Source organism: Flavobacterium piscis (genome assembly GCF_031457575.1).
Classification (GTDB): Bacteria; Bacteroidota; Bacteroidia; order Flavobacteriales; family Flavobacteriaceae; genus Flavobacterium; species Flavobacterium piscis_A.
In genome coordinates, this window is sequence record NZ_JAVDWQ010000009.1 from 114,838 (window position 1) to 141,187 (window position 26,350).

24 protein-coding genes and 2 pseudogenes are annotated in these 26,350 nt (G+C 31.4%); 11 read left to right on the plus strand and 15 right to left on the minus strand.

Features of this window, described 5'->3' with window-relative positions; translation table 11 throughout:
* Window positions 1-4: 4 nt before the first annotated feature.
* Window positions 5-511, plus strand: a pseudogene (locus tag J2W48_RS14030) (DUF2400 domain-containing protein); the annotation flags it as partial.
* Window positions 512-542: 31 nt separating this feature from the next.
* On the opposite strand, the gene J2W48_RS14035 reads toward J2W48_RS14030, so the two are convergent.
* The 3 genes from J2W48_RS14035 to J2W48_RS14045 form a co-directional block, all read right to left on the minus strand.
* Window positions 543-2,294 carry a recombinase family protein gene (locus J2W48_RS14035; protein WP_310282266.1) on the minus strand — a complete coding sequence of 584 codons (1,752 nt, stop codon included), beginning with the start codon at window positions 2,292-2,294 and terminating at the stop codon, window positions 543-545.
* A 67-nt stretch (window positions 2,295-2,361) separates the two neighbouring features.
* Window positions 2,362-3,768, minus strand: a complete 1,407-nt coding sequence (locus J2W48_RS14040) for a hypothetical protein (protein WP_310282267.1) — start codon at window positions 3,766-3,768, stop codon at window positions 2,362-2,364.
* Between the two features lie 638 nt (window positions 3,769-4,406).
* Window positions 4,407-4,796 carry a hypothetical protein gene (locus J2W48_RS14045; RefSeq protein WP_310282268.1) on the minus strand — a complete coding sequence of 130 codons (390 nt, stop codon included), beginning with the start codon at window positions 4,794-4,796 and terminating at the stop codon, window positions 4,407-4,409.
* Window positions 4,797-4,997: 201 nt separating this feature from the next.
* On the opposite strand from J2W48_RS14045, the gene J2W48_RS14050 reads away from it, so the two are divergent.
* Window positions 4,998-5,627: a recombinase family protein gene (locus J2W48_RS14050; protein ID WP_310282269.1), complete on the plus strand. Its 630-nt coding sequence runs from the start codon at window positions 4,998-5,000 to the stop codon at window positions 5,625-5,627.
* Between the two features lie 88 nt (window positions 5,628-5,715).
* Here J2W48_RS14050 and J2W48_RS14055 read toward each other — a convergent pair whose 3' ends face one another.
* The 5 genes from J2W48_RS14055 to J2W48_RS14075 all read right to left on the minus strand — a co-directional run bounded on the left by J2W48_RS14055 (window position 5,716) and on the right by J2W48_RS14075 (window position 8,822).
* Window positions 5,716-6,900 carry an FISUMP domain-containing protein gene (locus J2W48_RS14055; RefSeq protein ID WP_310282270.1) on the minus strand — a complete coding sequence of 395 codons (1,185 nt, stop codon included), beginning with the start codon at window positions 6,898-6,900 and terminating at the stop codon, window positions 5,716-5,718.
* Complete coding sequence (locus J2W48_RS14060; protein WP_310282271.1) at window positions 6,897-7,142, minus strand: hypothetical protein; 246 nt, start codon at window positions 7,140-7,142, stop codon at window positions 6,897-6,899. The genes J2W48_RS14055 and J2W48_RS14060 overlap by 4 nt, the downstream gene beginning before the upstream one ends.
* 17 nt (window positions 7,143-7,159) lie before the next feature.
* Complete coding sequence (locus tag J2W48_RS14065; protein ID WP_310282272.1) at window positions 7,160-7,735, minus strand: hypothetical protein; 576 nt, start codon at window positions 7,733-7,735, stop codon at window positions 7,160-7,162.
* Entirely contained in the window at window positions 7,728-8,180 is a 453-nt protein-coding gene (locus J2W48_RS14070) for a hypothetical protein (protein WP_310282273.1), read from the minus strand. The genes J2W48_RS14065 and J2W48_RS14070 overlap by 8 nt, the downstream gene beginning before the upstream one ends.
* A 120-nt stretch (window positions 8,181-8,300) precedes the next feature.
* On the minus strand, window positions 8,301-8,822 hold the full coding sequence (locus J2W48_RS14075; RefSeq protein ID WP_073243755.1) for a hypothetical protein: 522 nt from the start codon (window positions 8,820-8,822) through the stop codon (window positions 8,301-8,303).
* A 635-nt stretch (window positions 8,823-9,457) separates the two neighbouring features.
* On the opposite strand from J2W48_RS14075, the gene J2W48_RS14080 reads away from it, so the two are divergent.
* Window positions 9,458-9,673 carry a helix-turn-helix domain-containing protein gene (locus J2W48_RS14080; RefSeq protein WP_310282274.1) on the plus strand — a complete coding sequence of 72 codons (216 nt, stop codon included), beginning with the start codon at window positions 9,458-9,460 and terminating at the stop codon, window positions 9,671-9,673.
* Window positions 9,674-9,805: 132 nt separating this feature from the next.
* Here the strand turns inward: J2W48_RS14080 and J2W48_RS14085 are convergent, their stop codons facing one another.
* From J2W48_RS14085 to J2W48_RS14100, 4 genes are all read right to left on the minus strand, one after another.
* Entirely contained in the window at window positions 9,806-10,453 is a 648-nt protein-coding gene (locus tag J2W48_RS14085) for a hypothetical protein (protein WP_310282275.1), read from the minus strand.
* Between the two features lie 102 nt (window positions 10,454-10,555).
* Entirely contained in the window at window positions 10,556-13,582 is a 3,027-nt protein-coding gene (locus tag J2W48_RS14090; RefSeq protein ID WP_310282276.1) for a histidine kinase, read from the minus strand.
* On the minus strand, window positions 13,560-14,315 hold the full coding sequence (locus tag J2W48_RS14095; protein ID WP_310282277.1) for a LytR/AlgR family response regulator transcription factor: 756 nt from the start codon (window positions 14,313-14,315) through the stop codon (window positions 13,560-13,562). The genes J2W48_RS14090 and J2W48_RS14095 overlap by 23 nt, the downstream gene beginning before the upstream one ends.
* Window positions 14,316-14,401: 86 nt before the next feature.
* Window positions 14,402-15,166, minus strand: coding sequence for a TIGR02757 family protein (locus J2W48_RS14100; RefSeq protein ID WP_310282358.1), 765 nt, complete (start codon window positions 15,164-15,166; stop codon window positions 14,402-14,404).
* A 92-nt stretch (window positions 15,167-15,258) separates the two neighbouring features.
* Between J2W48_RS14100 and J2W48_RS14105 the strand changes: the two are divergent.
* The 3 genes and pseudogenes from J2W48_RS14105 to J2W48_RS14115 all read left to right on the plus strand — a co-directional run.
* A pseudogene (locus J2W48_RS14105) lies at window positions 15,259-15,519 on the plus strand (DUF2400 family protein); the annotation flags it as partial.
* Window positions 15,476-15,691, plus strand: a complete 216-nt coding sequence (locus tag J2W48_RS14110; RefSeq protein ID WP_310282278.1) for a glycosyltransferase — start codon at window positions 15,476-15,478, stop codon at window positions 15,689-15,691. The pseudogene J2W48_RS14105 and the gene J2W48_RS14110, both read left to right, overlap by 44 nt.
* A 324-nt stretch (window positions 15,692-16,015) precedes the next feature.
* On the plus strand, window positions 16,016-17,368 hold the full coding sequence (locus J2W48_RS14115) for a DEAD/DEAH box helicase (RefSeq protein ID WP_310282279.1): 1,353 nt from the start codon (window positions 16,016-16,018) through the stop codon (window positions 17,366-17,368).
* 119 nt (window positions 17,369-17,487) lie between these two features.
* Here the strand turns inward: J2W48_RS14115 and J2W48_RS14120 are convergent, their stop codons facing one another.
* Complete coding sequence (locus J2W48_RS14120; RefSeq protein WP_310282280.1) at window positions 17,488-18,600, minus strand: lactonase family protein; 1,113 nt, start codon at window positions 18,598-18,600, stop codon at window positions 17,488-17,490.
* A 270-nt stretch (window positions 18,601-18,870) separates the two neighbouring features.
* On the opposite strand from J2W48_RS14120, the gene J2W48_RS14125 reads away from it, so the two are divergent.
* The 4 genes from J2W48_RS14125 (at window position 18,871) to J2W48_RS14140 (ending at window position 23,266) form a co-directional block, all read left to right on the plus strand.
* Window positions 18,871-20,799 (plus strand): BatA domain-containing protein, encoded by a 1,929-nt coding sequence (locus J2W48_RS14125; RefSeq protein WP_310282281.1) that lies wholly within the window; start codon window positions 18,871-18,873, stop codon window positions 20,797-20,799.
* Window positions 20,800-20,863: 64 nt separating this feature from the next.
* Window positions 20,864-22,117, plus strand: coding sequence for a dihydroorotase (locus J2W48_RS14130; protein ID WP_310282282.1), 1,254 nt, complete (start codon window positions 20,864-20,866; stop codon window positions 22,115-22,117).
* 5 nt (window positions 22,118-22,122) lie between these two features.
* Window positions 22,123-22,449 carry a hypothetical protein gene (locus tag J2W48_RS14135; protein WP_310282283.1) on the plus strand — a complete coding sequence of 109 codons (327 nt, stop codon included), beginning with the start codon at window positions 22,123-22,125 and terminating at the stop codon, window positions 22,447-22,449.
* A 175-nt stretch (window positions 22,450-22,624) separates the two neighbouring features.
* Window positions 22,625-23,266: an alpha/beta hydrolase gene (locus tag J2W48_RS14140; RefSeq protein WP_310282284.1), complete on the plus strand. Its 642-nt coding sequence runs from the start codon at window positions 22,625-22,627 to the stop codon at window positions 23,264-23,266.
* A gap of 68 nt (window positions 23,267-23,334) precedes the next feature.
* Here J2W48_RS14140 and J2W48_RS14145 read toward each other — a convergent pair whose 3' ends face one another.
* Window positions 23,335-23,838, minus strand: a complete 504-nt coding sequence (locus tag J2W48_RS14145; RefSeq protein WP_310282285.1) for a hypothetical protein — start codon at window positions 23,836-23,838, stop codon at window positions 23,335-23,337.
* 12 nt (window positions 23,839-23,850) lie between these two features.
* Window positions 23,851-24,615, minus strand: coding sequence for an MBL fold metallo-hydrolase (locus J2W48_RS14150; protein ID WP_310282286.1), 765 nt, complete (start codon window positions 24,613-24,615; stop codon window positions 23,851-23,853).
* A gap of 91 nt (window positions 24,616-24,706) precedes the next feature.
* Here J2W48_RS14150 and J2W48_RS14155 point away from each other — a divergent pair, with 91 nt between their 5' ends.
* Window positions 24,707-26,164, plus strand: a complete 1,458-nt coding sequence (locus J2W48_RS14155; RefSeq protein ID WP_310282287.1) for a TonB-dependent receptor — start codon at window positions 24,707-24,709, stop codon at window positions 26,162-26,164.
* The last annotated feature ends 186 nt before the right edge of the window (window positions 26,165-26,350 follow it).

The window sequence follows — 26,350 nt, forward strand, 5'->3', positions numbered from 1 at the left end:
AATTATGAATAAAACAGAACTCAAAGAATTTCTCGAAGAAAAAGTCAATCAATACAATAATCTCGATTTTATTGAAAGTGACCCTGTTCAGATTCCCCATTTATTCTCCCAAAAAGAAGATATCGAAATTGCCGGATTTTTAAGCGCTACCATTGCCTGGGGAAATCGCAAAATGATTATCAAAAACTCACATCAGATGGTGAATCTGATGGGCAACACACCTTATGATTTTGTGATGTCACATTCTGATGGAGATCTGGAGCGATTAGAAAATTTTGTACATCGTACCTTCAACGGTAAAGATTTTACCGGATTTATAAAAGGTTTGCAACATATTTACAAAAATCACGCTGGTTTAGAAGCTGTCTTTTCAAAAAACCAGCAAAACAACAGTATTCAGAACAGCATTCATGAGTTTAAAAAAATATTTTTTGAAATCGATCATTTACCCAGAACCCAAAAACATATTTCAGATCCTTTAAATAACTCTGCCGCAAAAAGAATTAACATATCTAAGCAGTTAATTAAGGTAGCCTGTGTTTTTAATTGAACGTAACTAGATTATTATTATCAAGAATTATTTCATCTACTCTTCTAGTAACTGATTCACTTGCCTCATAATCAATAAAATCTTCATCAGTATATTCAATTCCTTTGAAATCGTAAACCGCCTTTTGGTCTTCAATGTCTTGTAATCGTTGCGCTTCATTAGTCGCTTTTCCACGTGCATAATACATCCAGTCCCATTTTACAGAAAACCAGTCAGTAATAAAGGCTGAGTATTCCTCGAAACCTTTATACTTGATAAATATATAGAAATACCCTCCTTTTTCTAGCTTAGTATGATTAATTGTTATTCTTTCTACTAAACTATGTATTAACCGTTTAGTGTCATCAAAACCAGCTGTAAGTTTATATTCATTAACAGCACTTTCTACTTTCATTCTAGCAAAATTTGAATCAGATTCTAGTATTTCTAATTTTAAAATTTCAATATTGTTTTTTAAATTATCAATAACCTTTAAATTTTTTTTATACTGCTCTCTAATTGATTCATCATTTTCTAACTCTTCATCATCCAACCAGTTTAAATGCTTTTCTTTTAACTTAATTTTCTTTTTAAGTTCTTCTTCATACTTGCATAATTTGTCCTTTAAAACAACTCCATTGCTGTTATTAATGGGTAGGTCTAGCAACAAATCTTTCAAGTTTTTGTTTATAAATAAATGTTGAATAATGAAGTTTTCAAATCTTGTAATTGAAATACCTCGTGACTCTGGACACTTTCCTTGTCGGATGCATTTATATGCTGAATCTTTATTAACAATTCTTTTTTTACCACGGTATTCTTTTCCACAATGTCCACAAACAATCAAACCATTTAAAAGATATTTAAATTCGCTCCGTTTGCCTACCTTTTGTTTGTTGTTTACAAGATTTCGATTGACCTTATCAAATAAATCTTCAGTTACAATTGGTGGAACATTTGCTTCAATCCTTTGTTTGTTTCCCTTTGGCTTACGATTCCAAACACGAATTCCCTTATACACTGTATTCTTCAACATATCATATATCACGTTCCCACGCCATTGTATTGAAGCTTTATTAAATACAATTCTTTCGCCTGTATAAGCATCGTAACGAACAAAGGAATCTTTTTTACTGACATTTTGAAACTTGGTAGGTATATTGTCAGCATTCAAGATATTAGCAATTGTATATGTTCCATTACCAGCAAGACTTAAATCAAATATTCTACGGACAACATCTGCTTCCGTTTCAATAATTTGATACATCCCATCAGCACCTTTTTCATATCCATAAGGTAAAGCACCATGTGTTTTGCCTTCAGAAGCTCGTTTATCAAATGTAAGATTAACTTTTTCTCTTGTTTGTTCAGCAAATAACTGATTGGCTAAAGATTGAATACCAGTAACAAATTTTATAGCTGGGTCAGTTAAATCTGTTTCAACGCCTTTAGGATAAAATTTTACATCTTTTTTATTAACTTGATACTGGAATATTTGCCAAATTTTGGAATTTCTTTCAAGTCTTGATTGGTCAAACACGTAAACAGCTGTTATTTTGTCTTTATCAATATCTTTCATCATTTCTGCAAATGATGGTCTTCCTTCAATCTCTTCAGTGGTTCCAGAGATTCCAACATCCGAATAAATCTTATATTTCATTCCAAGTCTAATAGCAACTTTAATTCCTTCAGAAGTCTGAATTTCAATAGAAGTATCTTTTCCAGTTGCTTTATTTCCAGAAATACGAGTGTAAATACCTAACATGCTTTTTTTACAAATATATTCAATTAATTAACAAGGGTAATTAAGGTAGTTTAAAAATATTATTTATTTATTCAACTTTTATAAGTGGTATGGTTCCAAGTCTATCTTTTAATATTGACTGCATAATGTTTAGTGTTTCTATCTCATGTTCACTTGGAACTAATAATCCATCATGCATAGTATAAGGTATAATATCATGACCAACCAACTCTTTACAAATTTCATCAATAAAAATTTTACTCTCAATTTTTTGAAGTTCAATAGCAAAATTTGCATGATTTTCTTTTTTTATTTCTGCTATGATGCCGTAAACAAGGGGGAATTCTTTTTGAAACACTTTCTTTACCTCTTTATTATGAGGATTTTCAGAGTAGGCTATTTTCATCCAAATTTCTTTACATTCATTTCGACTTAGACCATAAAGACCCTGTAACCATTCATACCATTTTCCAGAAGTGGTGATTGAGAAATAGTTGTCAATTTCGTTCAATAAGCCTTCTGAAGCATTTTTGCGATATGACTGAAGCAGAATATTAAACAATACTGGTTGGGAATTAGAAAGGTCTAAATAACTCATATTCTCGTAACCAACAATAAAGGGTCTCAAATCTGAAGCCATGTTGGTTAGATTAGTATCCAATCTTTTGTTTGTAGAATTACGCTTGAAACGGAGCGTTTTATTTAGACTCCCATTATGAATAGCATTTATGCTTGAAATACGGGAGGAATAGCGTTTGAATGCAGAAACTTCTTCTTTATTGGTTTTAGCTTCGGATAACTCGTTTAAATAACGATTTTCACTATGTACAAGTGCTTCTTCATATTGTATTTTTAATCCTTTACGATAATGGCTTCCCATTTTTTTTATATATTTTGGAGCATTATTGATATAAGTAGAGTCCGTCTCATAATCCTTCGTCAAAAACTTCTTATTTGTTTTTGTAATCGGGACTTTAATTTTGTACCATGAATTGAAAATCCTATTTTTTTGATTAACATCAATCCCTTTAGAGTCATGACTTTCCAGTGATATTTTAATGTTATCTCTTAAACAATAGGTATCTATAACCGCTCCTATAGACTCTACTGGAATATCATTTTCTCTACATAGAAAATTTATTTTAGATAAATAGGTTTCATTTGATTGTAAATAATAATGAGTTGTTCTTCCTTCAAAATAAAAGTCATGCCAAATAACATTATGAATAATTAACCATGTCATGTAATTATTATAATCATTCCCATACTTTGTTTGAAGAAATCTTGAATCCATTGGTATGCAATGAAGAGGATAAGCATCTAAATTTCTATTTTGATTTGATTTTGATAGTATATCATTGATAACTGACAATCCAACAATGATTTCAGATTCTTTATTGTCTTGCAATGGTATGTGATGCGCTGTTAGAAATAGTACTTCAACTACTTCTTTAGGAAGTAAAAAACTTCTGTATTTTGTGTATTTAACACTCATAAATATATTATTCTCTCTTTGTTATTCTCTCTCATTTGTTTGAGCTGGGGAGAGAACCAGATATAGCTAATATCTGGAACCCAGCAAAGACAATTTAATTGTCTTTTAATAAATATAACTAAAAAAGAAAATTAGTCAAGTGCTAAATTTAAAACTTCTTATTTTGTTTTTTTTTAAGGTTTTTTCGTACATAAAAAACTCTGTTTTTATGACGTACCAAAATGTACCAGATGCTCCTGTATTTACTAGGCAACCTAATTGGTATAAACCTCTTTTTTATGCTAAAATCAAAGAAATCTATCGATTGATTCAAAAACAATTTAACAAAATTGAGAATGAAAAAATTAATAAATTTTCAATTCCACCCCCTCCTCCGTTACCTCCGCTAGTATTAAGCCCCCCGTACCCCCTCAGAAGTAGCATACGGTGGCTTTCGGTAAAAATTTCCCAGCCAAAAATTGGATATAATATTCAAGATGACACATATTTGAAAAAATATTTTTTTTAATTTTTTCAGCCAAAAAATATGTTCCTATATGTAGTAACATTAATCCAAATGTTCCGAAAAGGAATTGCTTATTTTCATTAATGTGACACGCATTTATTCGCTACCTTTCTAGTAATTCTTTTAAAAACTACTAATATTGAATATTTTCAGCATTTTTATCCCAGTCAATATTACTAATACCATCTATAATAATATCTCGAATTGATTTATTTTCTGACTCAACACCAAACCATAATAACACAATGGAACTAGCATCATTTATTTCTGATTCTTCTGGTACTACATCAGAAGTAAGCCAAACAGAGCAGATTATTGGTTTCAAAACATTTTTTGAAACATACATATCTTCCTTATTTAATAGGGCTTTTCGATTCCCCCAGTCTTTAGAATAACTTATTAAACCAATAATGCTATCATTCATGGCTTCGTCTGGTTCTCCTATTAATAGTCCTCCGTATGTTCTGCTCATATTGAATGCTTCAACCTCAACTATTCTTCCTGTTTTTAATTTAATTTCCATATCTATCGTTTAATAATAAATATCATAAATCCAGGAAAATCAAGCTTTTACTTGCATATTAAAAAAATCCCTGGAATCTTTGCATAAGTGTTATAAATAAAGGTTTACCTTTTTGTATAACAGTAAATAAGTAAAAAATGACCATTGAGGTCAGTAAACTAGCCTCAAAATTCAGTAACCCTTTTTTTATAACAGTAAACCATGAAAACACCAGTTGCAATCTTCGGAAGAGTAAGTTTAGATTCGATGGATTTCCAAAGACAAATTAGTGATTTAAAAAAAGTAGCCGATAAACTCGACTATGAAGTTGTGAGCATAATTACAGAAAAAATATCTGGCGCAAAGAAAAATGATGAACGTTTAGGAATTCAACAACTCCTAGAGCAGGCAAGACAAGGAAAATTCAAAAAAATCCTTTGCACCGAAATTTCGAGATTAGGAAGGTCGAACACTCAAACGCTCTGTTTGCTTGATGAACTTCATCAACTTGGAATTAGCATTTACTTCCAAGACCTAAATTCTGAAACTTTAAACGAAAAAGGAGAGGTATCTTTCCAAACTGAAATTTTGACTAACTTGCTAAGCTTATTTTCGAAGAACGAACGACAAACCTTAATTTCAAGAATTCGTTCAGGGATGCAACAGGCGAAAGCAAACAATATCCATTGCGGTAGACCGAAAAACAGTTCAGAAAAAAATGACCAATTCTTATCAAAATATCCAAAAGTTATTATTGGTCTAAAAAAAAGGTATAGTGTAAGAGAATGCGTAAAATTATATGATGTTTCTCTTGGAACAGTTGCAAAGGTTAAGAAATTGGGAAATTTGTAAATTTCCTATTTTTGCCAATATTTACTCTTAAAAAAAACGTTTTTACTTAGTATACTCACTATCTTCTTCTTGTGGTTTATGATTATCATCACTCATCAAAATTTTCAGTGCTTTCAATTTCCATTGTTGCTCCTCTTCCGTCCATTCTTCTATTCGACCATTTATATTTAGTCCAAACTCCAACTTTTTTGCCATTGTAATAATTGCCTGATTCAGTAATTTCACCGTAACCATTAACCTCGTTACTTTCTCCATTTAACAAACCGTCCTTGTATCTTTGACGTGATAATAACTGATTATATCTATCATAGGTTAACCTAATTCCATTTTCTACGCCATTAACAAATGTTTTAGTTACCGAGCCACCAACACCATGACTACTATCATCAAAAGTCCATGTACCTTCTCTTGGTTTTCCGTCTTTATCTAATTCTAAGACTTCATTTTCTAATATTGGAATTTTAGTAGTTCTTTTTATTTCGCCTTTAATACATCTTACGGAAAGTCCTGTTCCTGCATCAAAACTTCCAGCTCCCGTACCCGATACCCAATCATCAATAGATAACTCACTTGGATTCCTTTTATTTGAATTTACTTGATTAAAACTTGAATTCCAAACATTTTCAGATGTCCACCAATGACCTTGTTCATTGATGTCATTAAAACTACCACTACTTTCATATCTTAATCCAGCAGGTAAAGCGGTAAAACCACTGCTATTTGTTGCAGTTTCATTCTTCCTATCCATAATGGACGACCACAAGTTGCTTGTTGATTTTAATTTAGTCGCTGTATTGTGTCTATCTTGTTGATTACCGTGATGACCCAACCCCAAGTTTAAAAGAAGCATATCATATTCAAGATTGTTAGGAATATGAAACCCCAAAGGAGCTAAACCTCTTTCGTCCATTACGGCATACCAATTATAAAGACATCCATACTTTTTGCCATTTTCATCATCATTATTATAGTAGCACCATGCTGGAATATGAAGTTTTGAAGCTCTCTTCCAATCTTCTTCCGATTTTGCCTCAAAAATGGTATCGCCATTTCTAAAAGTAATTACATCTAAATTTTTCGTCATCCAAATTTGATTGCCTATTGTGACAGTTGAAATTGAATTTATGTTATTTTCGTGGGCAACGGTAACGGTATCAGTAATATTTAAATTTTGTTGATTTGATTCATCTAATATTTCGGCTCTTTTTTTACAAGAAGAAAATAGAATTGCTAAAAAAAATAAGCAATATAATATTGGCTTGATTATTTTCATTTGGTCTTTTTTGTTGAAGTTTTGCTTCCTTGTTTGTTGTAAAATGTTGTTGTACCGTTTTTAGATTCTTTAGAAGTGCTAGTTTTATTATAAGATTTATCATAATAAACTGTTTTGTTTCCTGTTTGTTTTGAATAACCAGCAGGATTACCACTTTTGTTTTTATAAGTGTTGTTTTTTGTTTGGGCAACTGCTGATACCAACAAAAACATAAAAAATATTATTACTATTAATTTGTTCATATTGTTTTTTTTAAGATTTAATAACTCCTAACACCTCTACCTTCACACATAGGACAAATCCTTCCTTCAGTTTCTCCAGTAGCGACATTGCGCCCTGTTTCAATACCTGTTCCTTTGCATAATGGGCATTTATTTTGTTCATAAACTCTGCCATCATTACCCATCTTATATTCGGCTTCACTGCTAGTGTTTGTTTCAGAATTCTCTAAATCAACGCCATACTTTTTTGGAACATCATTAAATTGTTGGGTATGAATTCTACCACAAGCAGGACTGCAAATTTGACCTTGATTCCCTTCTGCCAGCTCTCTCCAAACTCCTTCTGAAACTTCCTCGTAACCTCTATTGTTAAATTTTTTGCCACAAATTGAACAAATGTTGGAAGTTGATTCAATTGAATTGCTCACAGAATCAACATCTTCTCGTTCCTTTTGAGAAGAATTATTGTTTGAACTATCATTTGGATTACGAAAAATTTCGAAAATTTTATCTGTCCCAATATTTAAAAATGCTAGTAAAATTGCAAAACAAACAAGCATTAAGAAATATTTCCATTTATTTGATATTTCCTGTTTTACTTTTACTTTAACCATTTTCTGTGATATTAAATTTATTGCTGTATTTTCCCCAAGCTGTATCGTAAATCAAACCTAATGTGTAATTTTTTGATTTATCGAGTTCTTGTAACTCATAAAGCGTTGATTTAATAGATGCCAGTACAACTTTAATTGATATTTTATCTGTTATGATAGGTATTCTAACATTAAATCCTTGTTTTGTGGAATGAGTAGAATGCAAGTCATCGTTTACAAACAATTTTGTTTTCGCATCAAATAGAAACCACTGTCCACTAAAACTAATAGTTAATATTCCATTTTGTTCAGTTCCTTTTTTCGTAACATTTAAATTTTGTATTGATTCTTTTTCATTATTTGTCTTTGATAAAATTTGAATTTTCATTTCAACAAATTCTTTTTCAGAAAGTGCACCATCATCTAATAACTGTTTTAGTTTTTTTAAGTTTTCAAGTTTATCCATAGTATTTTTAATTTATAGAGTGGCAATTATGAGTAAATAAGCATGTCTATTTAATAACTGTTTTAATATTCATCATAACTACACAAAAGAGTAATTAAATATTTTTTACGACATTAAAACTTACTCATTACTTATAAATGAATATTTACTAGTTCTTAAATCAAATTTTCCATTTTCGAAAATGTGTCCTCTGTAATTTGGGTCTTGGGCATCTAATGAATCATAATAATCTTTTTGAACAGATAAAACATCTTGACCTAATAATCCTGTTACAAACATGCTTGAGTTAATTTGTGGAATTAGTTTTGATTGCTTTTTATTGTAAATTATCGTCTGGGAATTTTGCCCAAAACTAGATGAAACCACTATGTAATTTTCAGTGACAATTAGATTTTTGTATAGGTCATTATCATCCGTTAATCCAACAAGTACGCCACCATTTTCTAAACTTACGTGAGTTATTTTGCCACTTCCTAACCAATAATTTTTTGAAAACTCTACTTTAGCTTCACTGCTTAGATTTTCAAAATCCAAATATTCGATTGATTTAGTTAAAGGTTTTTCATTAATGTCTTTTTTATTGTCATTTTTTTGACAGCTAACAAGAATAAGAACAATTAGGAATGATAGTTGAATTTTCATATTTTATTTAATTAGGTTTATTGTTTATACTTGTTTGCCTGCATTTTATTAGTCTAATAACAAGTCTCTTTTTCCTGTTCCGCTACAAGTTGTACAAATTAAACTTTTAATTTTTCCAGTGCCATTACACTTATCACACTTAACCTTTTTTGGTTTCGTAGTTTCTTTTGATACATTCTTCATTGTTTATAATTTTAAATTGTATTAGTTTATTTCATAGATGCAACTTGCAATTATTAAAGAATGCAAGTAATGGGGTGAAAGGTTTTTTTTTAAAATTAATTTGAAATAGTATAATTCTTGTCATAGGATTTACTTCCGCACGTGCATCCTGTAAATGAACATTTACTGCATGTTATTTTTTTACACATTGAGCATCTTTTAGCGTTATCTCCATTACGGCTATTACCGCAACTAGGACACATTGATATTTTTCCCATGATGAAATTTTATAATTCATCCCAAACCTACAGCAAATTAATTTTCAAAAAATTAAGAATTAGTTACCGTACTATTTTCTTGATTTAACGTTTACTTTTTAAGTTTCCACAAACATAATTTAAAATTTCAATTAACATATTATAGTATGTTAAAAAAATTAAGCATTATCCTCAAATTGGCGTGAAATATTAGCCATGGATAATACTCGTGAATTGAAACGTTTGGGATTGCGTATTAAGCAATTAAGAACGACTCGTGGATTGTCACAAGCAAAGCTTGGTTTACTTATATTTAAAGACCAGCAATCTATTCACAAAGTTGAAACTGGCGAATTTAATCCTACATACCTCTACCTACTTGAAATATGCAAAGGACTTGATATAACCATGAGTGAATTGCTTGATTTTTGATAAACCATAATCACAATATCAAAGAATATTAGCGGAACATCGTTTCAATAGAACTTATTAAATATTATAAAAAAAACCACAGACTTCTCTGTGGTTAAAAATAGACTTGATGTTTAAATTTATTTTGAATAATTATTGTACTTCAACATTAAAAAACTGCCCTTTAGAAATATTTACGAATTTGGGTATTGATGAATCAAAACAGCCCGAATACTCATAACGATTTTTGGTTGAATAGGCTACTAAATTATAATATTCATTATGCAAATTAGTGAGATAAAATTCTCCACTTATTCTTTTTCCAGAAATAGATGTAATTTTAATTTGACCAGTTGTACTATTGTCTATCTCAATGCTTATATAACCACAAACCGCAGTCCAGCTATTGGGTTTGTCATTTTTTAAAGAAAAAACTCCAGAAGTATTTATTTTAGAAATATTATAAATTTGACCAGTTTTCAATGATTCAGTCGCAATGAATGACAAATTAAAAGGAACTGAAATATGAGCTTTTTCATCAGAATCAACACCTGTTCTATTCAACATTGTATTCAAAGTGTATTGTGTAGTTCCATTTTTTTGTAAAGTACTCTCCCAATAATTAAGTACATCATATTGACCGTCATAATCATTTAATCCATCTAAAGTAAATTTTACTTTTAAATCTGGATTTGAATTGTCTGGATTTGAATTATCTGAATTATCATTACTACAATTGGTAAAGGATGTGACTACTAAAGCTACAAGACAAAAGCTTTTCAAAAATCTAAAATTTTTCATTTATTATTGTTTTTAATTAATACCAATCAAAAGTATAGTAAATGAATTCTTTAAAAACAGTGAATTAGTTTCCGTAAAGATTTAATAATTAACCGCTAAAAATTAGCCAATTTGAAGTTTCAAAACTACTGTAGTTCCTTTATTTGGATTTGAAGAAATAGTTATTGGATTCTCATTATTTACTTGAAACAAAGCAATACGTTCTTTAGCTAAATCTATCCCTTTTGAAGCATGAAGTTTATTTAGATTTCGGGACTGTATTCCTTTTCCGTTATCAATAATTTTACAAAAGAGGTAATTGTCACTTTGTGTAAATGATAGTACCAATTTTGGATTTACAGAATGAGAATCAAAGGCATGAACAAATACATTTTCGATAAAGGGCTGAATCAGCATTGGAGGAATTTCTATTTCAAACAAATCCAGTTCTTCATCAATAATCAACTCAAATTCAACGTGATTTTTAAAACGCATATTTTCTAGTTTAATATACGACTGCAAGTATTCAATTTCATTGGATAATGCTATTCTTTGTGCTGATGAATTATTAAGTGTTTGACGAATTATTTTTGAAAACTCTCCCATATACATTAACGCATCATCGGTGTTATTATCGATGATATAGTTCTGAATAGAATTCATAGCGTTAAATATAAAATGAGGGTTCATTTGGCTTTGTAACGCTTCCATTTTGGTTTCAGGTAAACGTTTTTGAACTTCTGATTTTGCACGTTCCTCGCTTTTAATTTTTTGAATACGATTCCTGTAAATCAAGTACACACAAAGGAAAATCAAAATAAAACTACCTAACAAAAACCACCATGTTTTCCAGAAAGGAGGTGTGATTTGAATCTTTAAAATATCATTTGAAGATATTGCTCCTGAAAATAAATCTTTAGTTTCTAATCTTATTTTATAGTTCCCATTTGGCAAATAGGTAAGATTAACATTTTCATCTTTTGTCCATTTGCTCCAATTCGAATTTGTCAATCCTATTACTCTGTAGCGGTATTCTAACTTATTTGGATATTGAGCATTTTGAGGTTCGAAACTAATAGCAATTGTATTTTCATTATATGGAAGTATAATACGGTCAGAATCATAACCAAACCATTTAAAATGATTTTGATTGATAGCTTCAAAATTGACATCTATTCCCGTAATTTTAATATTCCGAGCTGTGTTTTGTGTCGAAATATAGTTTTTAAAATCAAACTCAAAATAACCGTTTTGTGTTCCCATTGTCAATACTGTACCGATGAGATTTGAAGAAGTAAAAGCTTTACAAGTTAATCCTTGCTCTTCATCAATCAATCGTACTATACCGTTTTTATAAATATTCAATCCTTTCTCTGTTCCGATAAACATATAGTCTTTATAACATTCCAAAAATGAAATGGAATTACCTATTAATTGTTTTCGGTCAATTTTCTTGATTATTTTAAAACCTTTCGACACATCCGCAATAAAAATATCTCCAAATGAATTTGCAATTACTAGTTCTTTTTTATCATTGATTTTGACTTGAACTAATTCATTTTCTTTCCAGATATTATTAAAAGAGTATGAATAAAATTTACCATTGCCATAACTATACAATCCATTAGTTAATGAAGCTACATAATACTTATCTTCTAACGGAAAAATAGCAAAAGCATCTTTAGGGTTGTTTAAATTACTTGTTTCAAATTCTTTAGAAGCTGTATTATTTCTAAAGTCATTAGTAGTTTTGAAAATTCCATAAGCGACCTGAAATATAATTTTATTTGGATTCTCAAATTCGAAAGCACTAACAGAATAAGGATAATATTCTTTAATTGTTCCATCACTATTCACTCCGAACAAACCTATTGTTGAGTTTACCCAAATAATAGAATTAACAATTTTTAAACTTCGAAATTCAAATGCTTCTAAATTCGTTTTTGAAAAGACAGCAAAATAGCCATACTCCTGCAATTTTGGATTTGTTCTAAAACTGTAACGAGCAAAATCATAGAACTTTTCGTTTGATATTTCAGTCTTGATTTTGTTTTCTTTCAGAAATAGCAATCCTGCTTTATGCAAAATTAAATTTTGATTTTGGAAATTGGAAATTGAAACAATATCTAATTTTGATTTATTATAAAATGATGGAGGATAATATTTAATCTGCTGTTTTAAATCAATTTTAAAGAATCCTTTATTCAGAGTGCCAACATATAAAATATCTGTTTTCGAATCATAATATAAACTCCAAACGTCTGTACTATCAACTCCAAATACATCATTAAGACTGATAGTTTTATTGTTGTTTATTTTACAGATTCCACCTGTAGCAAAATTAATTCCATTACCAGCAACATAAGTTATACCTCGTTTATCAGTTACAAAGTTCCAGAAAACACTACTTCCAAAATGGATTTTAGAATCATTATTCGATAAGTAATCTTTTATGCTAATTTTACTTATTGAGTTGTTTATATGGTCACTATGACAGATGTAAAGACTATCATTATTCTTATGAATCGAAAATATATCGGGTTGCTTGTGACTTATAAGCTTCATACTTTTTGTTGCTAAATCAATTCGCCAAAAGCCATCATTAAAAGTTCCAAAATAGATTTTAGAATTTATCTCAACAAAATCCATGACTTGAAATAGCTTTCTGCAACCTATAATTTTCTTGCTCAGAATGATTTTATGGGTTTTAATATCCAAAACAGAAATTCCGAATTCAGTTCCTATGTAAAGAAGATTTTCGTGGATGAATAACCGTCTGATTTTATTATGAATCAGCCCGTTCTTTTGATTTATGACCTCAAACTTTTTACCGTTATAAAAGCTCAAACCTCCGCCATGACTGCCAAACCACATATTATGATTACTATCTTCTACAATAGCCCAACAACTATTGTGTGCCAATCCGTCTGAAGTATAATAATTTTTTACTTCTCCGTTTTGGATAGCCGATAATCCATTTGCTGTTCCGACCCAAAGAATACCTCGACTGTCTTTGTATATCGAATAAACGCTATTATTTGGCAGTCCATCAATTGTAGAAAAATTGGTTGACGGAAATTGTTGTGAAAATACCATCTCAACAAAAAGAAACAGTATAAAAAATAGATTATTTTTTTTGGATGATAGCATTTATAAATTCTTCTTTTTTTCTAACAGATACAGGCAAAGTTTCCCCATTGCTAAGTTCTACAAGTAATTCATTGGTTTTATTGAATCGAGTAATGTAGTTTAGATTTACTAAATAGGATTTATGGATTCTTTGAAAAATAGAAGTTGGAAGCAGTTCCTCAATGTATTTTAAAGTTTTAGACAAAACAATATTTCTGCCGTCTAGGCAAACAATTTTACAGTAGTTACTGTCAGCTTCACAATACAAGATTGCATTCGTTTTGAGTAGTTCAAATCCATTTTCGGTTGGTAATGCAATCCTATTAAATTCTGAGCCACCAGTATCAATATTCTCTAAAAGTAATCTTAATTTGTCTTCTTGAAATGCTTTATTTTGTTTTTCATCATACTTTTTGATGGTTTCCAACAAATCAATATAATTAATTGGTTTTAGCAAATAATCTAATGCACTACACTTTATAGCATCAATGGCAAACTCAGAATGTGCCGTTGTGAAAATAACTTCAAATTTTACTTTATTTAATTCTTTAAAAAGTTGAAAACCATTTTTATTAGGCATTTGCACATCAAGAAAAACTAACTCTGGATTATATTTTTCAATAGATATAATTGCCTCATCAACGTTTTCACATTTATCAAGAATTAAAAATTTATCAGGAAAGTAGCGAGTCAAAAGTTTTTCTAAAAACTCTCTAGCGTTGTATTCGTCATCAATTATAATGGTTCTAATCATTTGATAAATGTAGAAATATTTTACTTAATCCAGAAGATTGAATTAGTAAACGTAGGATTATTGGAAGTTAACGAAAACAAGTTTTATTAAAAACCTTCAAAAATTCCTAAACCAAATAAAGCAAAATCATACTTAACAGGGTCGGTAGAGTCAAGTAATCTTAACGAACTATCAAGTTCACATAGAGCTTTGGAATCATTTTGTTTTCGGGTAAGCAAGCCTAGTTTTCGAGCCACGTTACCAGAATGCACATCTAACGGACAAGAAAGTTTTGAAGGGGAAATGTTTTTCCAAATACCTAAATCGACTCCAGCATTGTCATTTCTAACGAACCACCTAAGGCACATGTTAATTCGTTTTGCAACTGAGCCTTTAAAAGGGTCAGCAACATGCTTCCTGGTTCTAGTCAAATGTGGAATTTCAAAGAAAGCCTCATTTAGTGCATGAATTGCTGGTTGGAGTGAGTCCTCAGTTTGATTATTATTGAAAATTGTTTCCAAGCCTCCATGGTTTGAATAAATATGGTTGAGTGCTTTTATAAAATATGTAAAATCATTCGAATTAAAAGTTCTATGAACAAAACCATCTAGTTTTTCCAATTGACTATCGTTATAATTCATAACAAAATCATAAGGAGAATTACCGAGTAAATTCATCATACGGTGACCATTTTTGGTAATCATTTTACGATTTCCCCAAGCTATTGTCGAAGCCAGAAAGCCTGCAATTTCAATATCTTCTTTTAAAGAATATCTATGTGGTACACTTATTGGGTCTGGTTCAATAAAGTCAATTGTATTATATTGTAATACTTTGGCATCAAGGAAATCTTTTAGTTCATTTTCAGGGATAACCATATTTTATTGGTTTTAAGGCTTTATATTTACGCAAATATAGTTCTTTATCATTTCAAAAATATACTACCTTAATTACCCTTACTTACATGTACCTTAGATGGATGATCCGTCAGGATAACAAAGGAGTAGATTTAGGTATCTGGAAAAATATTTCTCCATCTGTTTTATCCTGCCCTTTAGATGTTCATTCGGGAAATGTGGCGCGAAAATTAGGGTTGCTGAACCGCAGGCAAAATGATGCAAAAGCATTAAATGAGCTTGACCTTAAATTACGAGAGATGGATTCTTCAGATCCTGTAAAATATGATTTCGCATTATTTGGCCTTGGTGTTTTTGAAGGCTTTTAATGAAGGTGTGAATATTATTTATAATGTAAAATCATTACTTTCGTTAACCTATCCAAAATTTGAGATTATAATTGTAAATGATGGTAACACCGATAATACTTTAGCTAAATTAATCAGCGAATTTGATCTCATTAAAATTGATTTTTATTATCAGGGAAAAATAATAACGTAACCTGTCAGAGGGTAAGCAATTACTGCTGAAAACTCTGCTTTATTTGTAAAAATCCTGTAAAGATAAAGATTCTTATAGAAAATCAAAAAGAAGTGCCGGAGTGGAGAAAAAGAAAAAACCAGTCGAGGAAACTTTTAGAATGGGAGCTGATGATTTTATTGCCAAACCATTTGATCCAAATAAACTTTTGTTGCGAATTAAACGATTTTTATAGGATTTAAATAGTCATTTTTAAGAAATGCGAAAATACTAAACTATCCTAATTTCTAACAAACACCAATTTTTCAGCTATTTATAGCTATATTTGCACAAAATATAATGCAAATGAGCACTTTCGAAAAATTCAATCTTCCAAAATCAGTACAAAAAGCAATCGACGAATTAGGATTTGTTACGCCTACTCCTATTCAGGAAAAATCCTTTTCTGTGATTATGTCTGGAAGGGATATGATGGGAATTGCGCAAACAGGTACTGGTAAAACATTTGCCTATTTATTGCCTTTATTAAAATTATATAAATTTACTCCCGGACATACTCCAAAAATAGTAATTCTTGTTCCTACTCGTGAACTTGTAGTTCAGGTTGTTGAAGAAGTAGAGAAATTGACAAAATACATGTCCGTTCGTACCGTTGGGATTTTTGGTGGCGTAAACATCAATACACAAAAAACAACTGTTTATCAAGGTTGCGATATTCTGGTGGGAACTCCAGGAAGAATCATGGATTTAACATTAGATAATGTTATCCGTTTTGAAGAAATGCAAAAATTGGTTATCGATGAATTTGACGAAATGCTGAATTTAGGGTTCCGTACTCAGTTGACAGCTATTCTGGCTATGATGCCAAAAAAACGTCAGAATATCTTATTTTCAGCCACAATGACCGATGAAGTAGATGCAATTTTGAATGACTATTTTGATTATCCGGAAGAAGTTACACTTTCTGCATCAGGAACACCTTTGGAAAATATTACTCAAATTACATATCAAGTACCAAACTTTAATACCAAAATCAATCTTCTTAAACATTTATTACAAACCAACGAAGACATGAGTCGTGTGCTGGTTTTTGTAAATAACAAGAAGATATCAGATATGGTTCACGAACGTATCGAGGAAGATTTTGAAGGTCAGTTTGGTGTAATTCACTCCAATAAATCCCAAAATTACCGTTTGAGCACTATGGCTTCGTTTCAGGAAGGAAATCTTCGGGGTTTGATTACAACTGATATTATGGCGAGAGGTTTGGATATTTCGAATATTACTCACGTAATCAATTTTGAGATGCCGGAATTACCGGAACTATACATGCACCGTATTGGCAGGACGGGTCGTGCCGATGCTACCGGAACAGCCATAAGCCTTATTACTCCTCGTGAAGAAGAGTCAAAAGTGGCTATTGAAGTGTTAATGAATACCGAATTAGCTGTTGAAGCTTTCCCGGAAGAAGTAGAAATTTCAGCGAAACTAATTGAACCGGAAAAAGACAGACAGCCGGTTAAGTTTTTGATGAAAAAACAAAAACTGGATGGCGATGGTGCTTTTCAGGAAAAAAGCAAAAAGAACAAAAAAGTCAATTTGGGCGGACCTGGTGTAACCAAGAAAAAAACGCATGGTTCAGTAAATAGAAATATGTTAAAAACGAGGGATAAGAAGAGAAAAGATAAGAAAAAATAGTTTTTTTTACAGGAACAAAGGCTCAAAAGACTCAAAGATTGTAGTTTAAGTAATAAACTTTACATCTTTGAGCCTTTAAATTTATAAATCCAGACAGAACTCTGTATAACCTCAATAAACTAAATTTTAGTAAAGACCAATCCTACAGGAGAACACAATTCTATCTTCTTCCCAGTTGCTTTAAGTTTTCCAGTAGTTTTATCTCTTTTAAAAATAACAACTTCATTGGTATGCTGATGCCCTACTAAAAGATAATTGCCTGTTGGATCAATTGCAAAATCTCTTGGGCCTTTTCCTAATGTGCTTACTTGTTCAACTAATTCCAAACCCCCATTTTTAAGAATTTTGTAAACTGTAATATTATTGGCATCTACACGATCTGTTACGTATAAAAATTTTCCATCTGGCGAAATTTTAATAGCTGCCGCGCCTGTTCCTCCGGTAAATTCTTTTGCAAGAATGCTGATTTCAGAAAGCACTTTCAAGCTTCCATTTTTATCAAAACTAAAAGTTGTCAAAGTAGCATCCAATTCCTGAATCAGGTATACGAACTTGCCATCTTTGCTAAAAGTTAAATGCCTTGGGCCACTTCCCTTTTTAACATCAACACTTTCTTTCAATGTTAAAACTTCATGTGCCGCACCCGGATTGTATTTATAGATAAAAACTTTATCCAGGCCTAAATCATTTGCTAAAACAAATTTTTTATCAGGTGAAAAAACAACCATGTGTACATGCGCTTTTTCCTGACGTGCTTCATTTGTTCCTTTACCTTCGTGCTGAATTAATTGTTGCCCTTCAGTAATACTCCCGTCAGCATTTTTCTTAAATACAGCAATATTTCCTCCAGAATAATTAGCAGTAATTACATTTTTATTATCATTAATTAAATGACAGGGATCAGCACCTAAAGCATCATTTTTATTTATTAATTTTATTTTACCTGATTCAGAATCATAACCAAATGCACTTACAGTACTTTGTGTCCCATTTTCATTCACTGTATAAATAAACTTATTATCTGCTGAAACTGATAAGTAACTTGGACTCAAAACGCCTTCAGAAGAATTTTTTAATTTAAATTCACCGGAATCAGCATTAAATTCATAAACGTATATTCCGTCGCTCTCGCAAGTGTTGGTGTAAGTTCCAACTAATAAATTAAATTTATTCTGGGCTTTTGAAGTAGTGACTGCTAAAGCCGAAAATAGTATTAAATATATTTTTTTCATATTTTAAAGTAGTTTTTTGATTAAGCTAAATTAGACAATTATATCTTTAAAAAATTTGATTTTGTTACAAATGCCTTTTCAAAAGTTACATTTTTCACATTAAAAAACATAATTTAAACCATATAGCGTATATAAGTATATTTAATTTTCCCTAAATCAAAACCTTACTTATAATCTCTTATATTACTTATATTGTTTAACTAAAAATTTGTATTTTTGACCAGTATCTTTGCTAAAAAACATAACCTAGTGAAGTAAATCAAAGCCAGAATGCATATTAAAAATCCCGAAATTCTATACTTTCTGTTTTTATTGATTGTTCCAATTTTGGTTCATTTGTTTCAATTGAGACGTTTTAAGATTTCTTATTTTACCAATGTTCGCTTTTTAAAAGAGCTTTCAATCCAAACACGGAAAAGTTCCAAAATCAAAAAAAGATTATTATTAGCTACACGTTTACTACTACTGACTTGTATCATCATTGCTTTTGCCCAACCCTTTTTTGAAGCAAAAGACAGTAAAAACGCTGCAAACGAAATGTATATCATTCTGGATAATTCATTCAGTATGCAGGCAAAAGGCAAAAAAGGCGAATTGCTAAAACGTGCCGTTCAGGAATTATTGGAAAACACTCCCGAGACAGCTCAGTTTTCATTGTTAACCAATACCGAGAATTACTGGAACACCGATATAAAATCATCTAAAAGTGCTTTGCAAAATCTCAAATACAGCGCATCTCCTTTTGAACTTTCGTCTATCATGGCAAAAATCAAAGCACATAAATCGGTACATAAAAAAGATATTGTCATTATTACTGATGCTATTGGCTTAGCCGAAAAGGATATAAAAAATATCAATGTTGAAGAGAAACCATATTTTATTATTCCAGAAGCAGAACAAAAAAATAATATTTCCATTGACAGTGTTTTTATTAATCAAACCCTGGAGAATTTTTATGAAATAAGCGTAAATTTATTGGCTTACGGAGAGAATTTCAAACCTGTTTCGACCGCTTTATACAATCAAAATAAACTGATTGCCAAAACGATAATCAATTTTGATGCGAAGAAAAAGAAAATCAATTTTACCATTCCAAAAGAAGCATTTCACGGATATGTAACTATTGAAGATAATGGTCTGGCTTACGATAACAGACTTTATTTCAGCATTTCAAAAACTAAAAAAACAAATATTATCAGTATAGGAGAACCTGAAAAAAGTAATTTCCTGTCTAGAATTTACACTTCTGCCGAATTCAATTATAATAATTATCCTATCAGCAGTTTAGATTACAATAGCCTGGAAAAACAAAATACTATAATTTTAAATGAATTAACCGAAATTCCTCAGGCCCTGCAGACAACGTTAAAAGCATTTGTTTCAAAAGGCGGGAATTTAGTGGTAATTCCATCTGAAAAAAGTTCAATTTCAAATTTAAACTCTTTTTTAGGAAACTTTGGAAAAGTTCAGTTTAATAGTATGAAAACTGAAAGCAGACTAATTACAAAAATTAATTTCGATCATCCGCTGTTTTCTGCTGTTTTTGAAAATAAAATTACCAATTTTCAATATCCAAAAACAAATAATTCATTTGATATTTCAAGCCCATATCCTGCCGTTTTATCTTATGAAGACCAAAGTGTATTTGTAACGATGATTCCAAATCCGGTTTCCGGGGTTTCAGTATTCTCTGCACCAATTAATTCAATAAATTCGAATTTTCAGCAATCTCCCATAATTGTTCCCTTGTTTTATAAAATGGGGCAAAACAATCAAAAAACAGGTGTAAATGCATTAACAATTGGCAATAATCAACCTTATTTTGTGGATGTTTTATTGAGTAAAGATGCCATTTTAGAAGTAAAAGGAAACGAAGACTCTTTTATTCCAATTCAGCAGATATTGAATAACAAAGTCAAATTAACATTTAATGATTTCCCTGAAAGAGCAGGGAATTACAGCATTTTTGACAAAAAAGAATCAGTTGAAAACCTGAGTTTCAATTATAAAAGAAGTGAAAGCGATTTGAGTCAGGTAAACACAAACGTAGTTTCTGATTTTAAAACTGCTGATACGATTTCGACGATTTTCAACACCTTACAAACTGAACGGACTGACAACGAAATTTGGAAATGGTTTGTTATCTTTGCCCTGTTATTTTTAGCATTAGAAATGGCGATTATAAAATTCGTGAAGTAATTGATTCTGCCTGTCATTTCTGATAAACAAGAATCTGTAAATACAAAAATAAATTATTCTACATATGAAAATAATCATCAGAAGCGCCAAAATTATCGATTCAAAAAGTCCGTTTCATAATCAGACCGTTGATCTTTTAATTGCAGATGGTATTATAGAAAAAATAGGAACTTCAATTCTTGATATCGAGGATTCAACCGAAGTCAAATTTAATAACCTACACGTTTCACAAGGTTGGTTTGACAGCAGCGTTTCGCTTGGAGAACCAGGTTATGAAGACCGTGAAACTATTGCAAACGGATTGAATGTTGCAGCAAGAAGCGGCTTTACAGCAATCGCATTACAACCCAACTCCTACCCTGTTATCGACAATCAATCTCAGGTAAATTTTGTAAAAAATAAAGCAAACGGTTTTGCCACAGAAATTTTTCCAATCGGAGCTTTAACCAAAGCCAGCGAAGGAAAAGATATGGCCGAGTTGTTCGATATGAAAAAATCCGGAGCAATTGCTTTTGGAGATTATAATAAAAGTACAGACAACGCCAATCTTTTAAAAATTGCTTTACAATACGTTCAGGATTTTGATGGTTTGGTGATAGCATATTCGCAGGATCAAAATATAAAAGGAAACGGAGTTGCCAATGAAGGAATCGTATCGACAAGATTAGGATTAAAAGGCATACCGAATCTAGCGGAAGAACTACAGGCTGCCAGAAACTTATATTTATTAGAATATACGGGTGGAAAATTACACATTCCAACTGTTTCAACTGCAAAATCAGTTGACTTAATCAGAGAGGCAAAAGCAAAAGGACTACAGGTAACTGCAAGTGCTGCTGTACATCATTTAGTTTTAACCGATGAAAAACTGGAAGGTTTTGATACCCGTTTTAAAGTTACACCGCCATTGCGTACTGAAACAGACAGGCAAGCTTTATTAAACGGAATTACAGACGGAACAATTGATATAATTACTTCAGATCATAACCCGATTGATATTGAATTCAAAAAAATGGAGTTTGATACTGCCAAAAATGGAACTATTGGACTTGAAAGTGCCTTTGGGGCTTTGCTTACCGTTTTGCCTTTGGAAACTGTAATCGAAAAATTAACTTTAGGAAAAACAATATTTGGAATAGAAAATAATTCAATTGCTGAAGGTTCTAAAGCTAATTTTACTTTCTTTAATCCAGAAGGAAAATCAACTTTTAAAAAAGAAAATATACTTTCCAAATCTAAAAATTCTGCTTTTTTAGGAACAGAAATTAAAGGTTCTGTTTACGGTATTTTAAATCAAAATCAACTTGTTACAAAATAATTAAAATGAACAATTCAATCGAAGAAGGAAAATCAATTGCCATTACCAGTTATATTTTAATTATTGGAGTATTAATTGCGATGTCAATGAATTCTGAAAATAAAAATAGTTTTGCTTCTTTTCATATTCGTCAGTCACTGGGGTTATCGCTGGCTTTTATTTCCTTTGGGGCTATTATCAGTAACTTCGACAGTTTTTTTATCACTTTTCCTATGTGGATTTGTATTTCTGTCTTATGGACGTATGGGATTTTCAGCGCTATCCAAGGGCAGTCAAGGCCAATTCCATTAGTGGGAGAACTTTTCCAAAAGTGGTTTAAATCGATAGGATAATAAATTCCAAAAAATTAAATTTCAAATTCCAAAAAAAGAAATCCGTTAAAATTCGTGTTTTTGCTTAGCGAATCTGTTTTATCAGCGGATTAATTTTGAACACGGATGACGCTGATTTGCTAAGCAAAAATGCGGATAAAAACCGATTTTTTATAAATTATAATCCAACTAAAAAATGAACTTATCTTTAGAATATAAAATACAAGAACCCAAAGTCATCTTAGAAAAAAATCCTGTATTGCTTTTATTACACGGATACGGCAGCAACGAAGCTGATTTATTTTCGTTTGCAACTGAACTTCCAGACAATTATTACATTATTTCGGCAAGAGCCCCTTATGATTTGCAATATGGCGCTTATGCCTGGTACGCCATTAATTTTGACGCCGACCAGAATAAATTTTCAGATAACGAACAAGCTAAAATCTCGCGTGATAAAATTGCAAAATTTGTAGATGAATTAGTTGCCAGTTATCCTATTGACGCTAACAATGTAACTTTGGTAGGTTTTAGCCAGGGATCTATCCTGAGCTATTCAGTAGCCCTTTCATATCCTGAAAAAATTCAGCGGGTTGTCGCAATGAGTGGATATTTTAATAAAGAAATCATCACAGAAGGTTTTGAGAAAAATGATTTCAAAAACCTTAAAATATTTGCATCGCACGGAACAGTAGATCAGGTTATTCCAATTGAGTGGGCAAGAAAAACCCCTGCCATTTTAGAAAAGCTAAATATTCCGGTTACGTATAAAGAATATCCTGTTGGACATGGAGTTGCACCTCAGAATTTCTTTGATTTTAAGAATTGGCTTGAGTAGTTTTCGTTTTCGGTCGCAGTTTTCAGTTCATACTGAGACTAAAAACTGCGACTGAGATAACATAACATTTATTTTTGATACAATAACGACTGATTCACTTCAAAATCAATCGTCTCATCACCGTTTACAAAATACTTTAATAAAACTTCTCCCCAAATTTCACCATTGCTATAATCTGCAATGATCCATCTGTGGTTTAGGACTTTTACTTTGTTGATGATGAATTTGTTCGGGCCTATTTTGTCCTGCCCTGTGTAAGGATTTCCATTTGGGTTCGCATTTAAATCCAATAATTTTTCGGTTACAACCGGAATCAATTTTTCATATAAAATTACTTTTCCTCCAGAAGCACTGTTGTCAAAATAATTTTGTGCATTTTGATTATTTTCCAAAGAAAAATAATCAGCTTCGGCTAATTTGCCTGATACCAAATTAATACTGTCCCTTAGCTTTTTAGCAGTTTTATCATATCTTTCCTGCTCAAACTTTACTTCTTTGCTGTAAAACATATAAGTAAAAACATTCATTAATATTGCTAAGATAAAAAGGTAAAGCATTAAGGATTTTTTCATTTTGTGGTATAATTAAATTGTAATTTCTAAATTGTCGTAGGCAAGGAAAACATTTTCAGGGAGTTTTTGCTGTACCTCCTCATGAAAACCTAAAACATGGCTAATGTGGGTTAAGTAAGCCACTTCTGGCTGAATCAAATTTATAAAATCAAGGGCTTCCTGCAAATTAAAATGGGTATCATGCGGTTCAACGCGTAAAGCATTTACAACTAAAACTTTCAGGTTTTTTAATTTTTTAATTTCAGGTGCAGCAACGGTTTTTACATCGGTTAAATAGGCAAAATCATCAATTCGGTACCCAAAAACCTGTAAGTCACCATGCATAACGTTAATCGGAATTGCTATTTTATTTCCAATCGCAAAAGGTTTATTATTCCTTACTTCGATGGTTTTTACACTTGGTGCACCAGGATATTTATTAACTGTTTCAAAAACATAATCAAAACGGCGCTTGAGATTATCAATCACACGCTGATGTGCATAGACAGGTATCTCACCCTGTCTGAAGTTAAACGGTCGAATATCATCCAACCCGGCGGTGTGATCGGCATGTTCGTGTGTAAACAAAATTGCATCAACGCGTTTGCAGCCACAGGAAAGCATTTGTTGTCTGAAATCAGGACCACAATCAATAACATAAGAATGATCTTCCCATGTTATCCAGACAGAAACGCGAAGCCTTTTGTCTTTAAGATCAGTGCTTTTGCAAACAGGATGATCAATCCCTATAATTGGGATGCCTTGAGAAGTACCAGTACCTAAAAAATAGACCTTCAATTGAACTTGATTTTTTTACAAAAATAGGGATTATTTCTCTTTCATTAGAAACCTAATTTGCTAACTTTGTAACAAATCTATTTAAAATAAAATGGGTACAGAAATAAAACTCAAAGGTGACAAGGTCATCGCTCAGATTCCTTCCATAAAAGACAAAGCGCTACGCATTAATTTAAACGAGAATATTTACGGTACTTTTGCTGAAATTGGAGCTGGACAAGAAACAGTCAGGCATTTTTTCAGATCTGGAGGTTCATCGGGAACAATTGCAAAAGCCATGTCTGCCTATGATAAAGATTTTAGTGATGCTGTTTACGGAATTGAGGGCGACGGTCGATACGTAACCGAGAACCGACTCAAGAAAATGTTAACCTTTGAAGGAGAACTGATCGAAGAACGTTTAAGCAGGGAAAAACACCCAAATAAACTTTTTTTCAGTTACGCCAATACGGTTGCCACGATAGATTTTGCAAAACAATTCAAAGGTCACGGCTGGGTTGGAATCAGATACCAGATTGAACCTGATGAGGCTTACAACGAAATTATTCTACATATTCGTTTTAAAGAAACAGATGCTCGACTGCAACAGGAAACACTGGGAATTTTAGGTGTTAACTTAATTTACGGGGCATTCTACAAATACAATGATCCTAAACGATTACTTCGTTATTTATATGATCACTTAGATAAGGATCAACTCGAAATTGATACTATTAACTTTTCAGGACCTCGTTTTGCCGATGTTGATAATCGATTGATGAGCTTACAATTGGTAAAAAATGGTATGACTGACGCTGTAATGTTTAATCCTGATGGAAAAAACGTTTTACCGGCTGCTGTTTTATACAAAAAAAATCTTCTTGCTTTTAGAGGAAGTTTTCGTCCGGTTACAAATGTAAACGTAGACATGTACAGGAAATCCTTAAAAATGTTTCTTGAAGAAAATAAAGTAGAAAAAGAAAACACCCTTGTGGTTTTTGAAATTACACTCTCCAATCTGCGTTCTGATGGAGAAATTGATGAACGTGATTTTATGGACAGGGCCGAATTACTTTGCTCTTTAGGTCAGACTGTAATGATTTCGAACTTCCAGGAATATTATAAAGTGGTTGAATATTTTTCTAATTATACCAAAGCCAGAATGGGATTGGCAATGGGAGTAAATAATTTAGTAGATATCTTTGATGAAAAATACTATCGCCATTTAAGTGGCGGAATCCTTGAAGCTTTTGGTAAGTTATTCTATCGTGATATGAAAGTATTTTTATATCCGATGCTGGGTGACAATGGTGAAATTATCACTTCTGACAATTTAAAAGTGCATCCTAGAATGAAAGAACTCTATAAGTTCTTTAAATTCAACGGAAAAGTAGTTGATATTGTAGACTACGATCCGGGAATTTTAAATGTATTCTCCCGAGAGGTTTTAAAAATGATTGGTCAGGGAAAAACCGGTTGGGAACCTATGCTTCCATCCGGAGTTGCAGAAATCATAAAAGAACACCACCTTTTTGGATATCACCCTGAAAAAGAATTAGAAAACAACTAAACATTATGCTTTTCAAAAATTAAAAAGTCCAAAATAGAATTACTCTTTTCGGACTTTTTGTATTTATTTGCAGAATCTTTTTTTAATTTTTATTACTTTTAACCCGTTGGGTGTAATTAGTTTTTGATGATAATTTTTCGTCTGTTCGAGTGATTTTCAATAGAAAATTGTATCAAAACAGAAAAA

Excerpts from the sequence above, each read along its gene's own strand:
- J2W48_RS14115 (WP_310282279.1), top strand. The coding sequence starts at position 16,016 with ATGAGCACTTTCGAAAAATTCAATCTTCCAAAATCAGTACAAAAAGCA.
- J2W48_RS14125 (WP_310282281.1), top strand. The coding sequence starts at position 18,871 with ATGCATATTAAAAATCCCGAAATTCTATACTTTCTGTTTTTATTGATT.
- J2W48_RS14070 (WP_310282273.1), bottom strand. The coding sequence starts at position 8,180 with ATGGATAAACTTGAAAACTTAAAAAAACTAAAACAGTTATTAGATGAT.
- J2W48_RS14040 (WP_310282267.1), bottom strand. The coding sequence starts at position 3,768 with ATGAGTGTTAAATACACAAAATACAGAAGTTTTTTACTTCCTAAAGAA.
- J2W48_RS14145 (WP_310282285.1), bottom strand. The coding sequence starts at position 23,838 with ATGAAAAAATCCTTAATGCTTTACCTTTTTATCTTAGCAATATTAATG.
- J2W48_RS14080 (WP_310282274.1), top strand. The coding sequence starts at position 9,458 with ATGGATAATACTCGTGAATTGAAACGTTTGGGATTGCGTATTAAGCAA.
- J2W48_RS14140 (WP_310282284.1), top strand. The coding sequence starts at position 22,625 with ATGAACTTATCTTTAGAATATAAAATACAAGAACCCAAAGTCATCTTA.
- J2W48_RS14075 (WP_073243755.1), bottom strand. The coding sequence starts at position 8,822 with ATGAAAATTCAACTATCATTCCTAATTGTTCTTATTCTTGTTAGCTGT.
- J2W48_RS14050 (WP_310282269.1), top strand. The coding sequence starts at position 4,998 with ATGAAAACACCAGTTGCAATCTTCGGAAGAGTAAGTTTAGATTCGATG.
- J2W48_RS14045 (WP_310282268.1), bottom strand. The coding sequence starts at position 4,796 with ATGGAAATTAAATTAAAAACAGGAAGAATAGTTGAGGTTGAAGCATTC.
- J2W48_RS14135 (WP_310282283.1), top strand. The coding sequence starts at position 22,123 with ATGAACAATTCAATCGAAGAAGGAAAATCAATTGCCATTACCAGTTAT.
- J2W48_RS14065 (WP_310282272.1), bottom strand. The coding sequence starts at position 7,735 with ATGGTTAAAGTAAAAGTAAAACAGGAAATATCAAATAAATGGAAATAT.
- J2W48_RS14155 (WP_310282287.1), top strand. The coding sequence starts at position 24,707 with ATGGGTACAGAAATAAAACTCAAAGGTGACAAGGTCATCGCTCAGATT.
- J2W48_RS14090 (WP_310282276.1), bottom strand. The coding sequence starts at position 13,582 with ATGCTATCATCCAAAAAAAATAATCTATTTTTTATACTGTTTCTTTTT.
- J2W48_RS14035 (WP_310282266.1), bottom strand. The coding sequence starts at position 2,294 with ATGTTAGGTATTTACACTCGTATTTCTGGAAATAAAGCAACTGGAAAA.
- J2W48_RS14085 (WP_310282275.1), bottom strand. The coding sequence starts at position 10,453 with ATGAAAAATTTTAGATTTTTGAAAAGCTTTTGTCTTGTAGCTTTAGTA.
- J2W48_RS14110 (WP_310282278.1), top strand. The coding sequence starts at position 15,476 with ATGATTTCGCATTATTTGGCCTTGGTGTTTTTGAAGGCTTTTAATGAA.
- J2W48_RS14095 (WP_310282277.1), bottom strand. The coding sequence starts at position 14,315 with ATGATTAGAACCATTATAATTGATGACGAATACAACGCTAGAGAGTTT.
- J2W48_RS14120 (WP_310282280.1), bottom strand. The coding sequence starts at position 18,600 with ATGAAAAAAATATATTTAATACTATTTTCGGCTTTAGCAGTCACTACT.
- J2W48_RS14130 (WP_310282282.1), top strand. The coding sequence starts at position 20,864 with ATGAAAATAATCATCAGAAGCGCCAAAATTATCGATTCAAAAAGTCCG.
- J2W48_RS14060 (WP_310282271.1), bottom strand. The coding sequence starts at position 7,142 with ATGAACAAATTAATAGTAATAATATTTTTTATGTTTTTGTTGGTATCA.
- J2W48_RS14055 (WP_310282270.1), bottom strand. The coding sequence starts at position 6,900 with ATGAAAATAATCAAGCCAATATTATATTGCTTATTTTTTTTAGCAATT.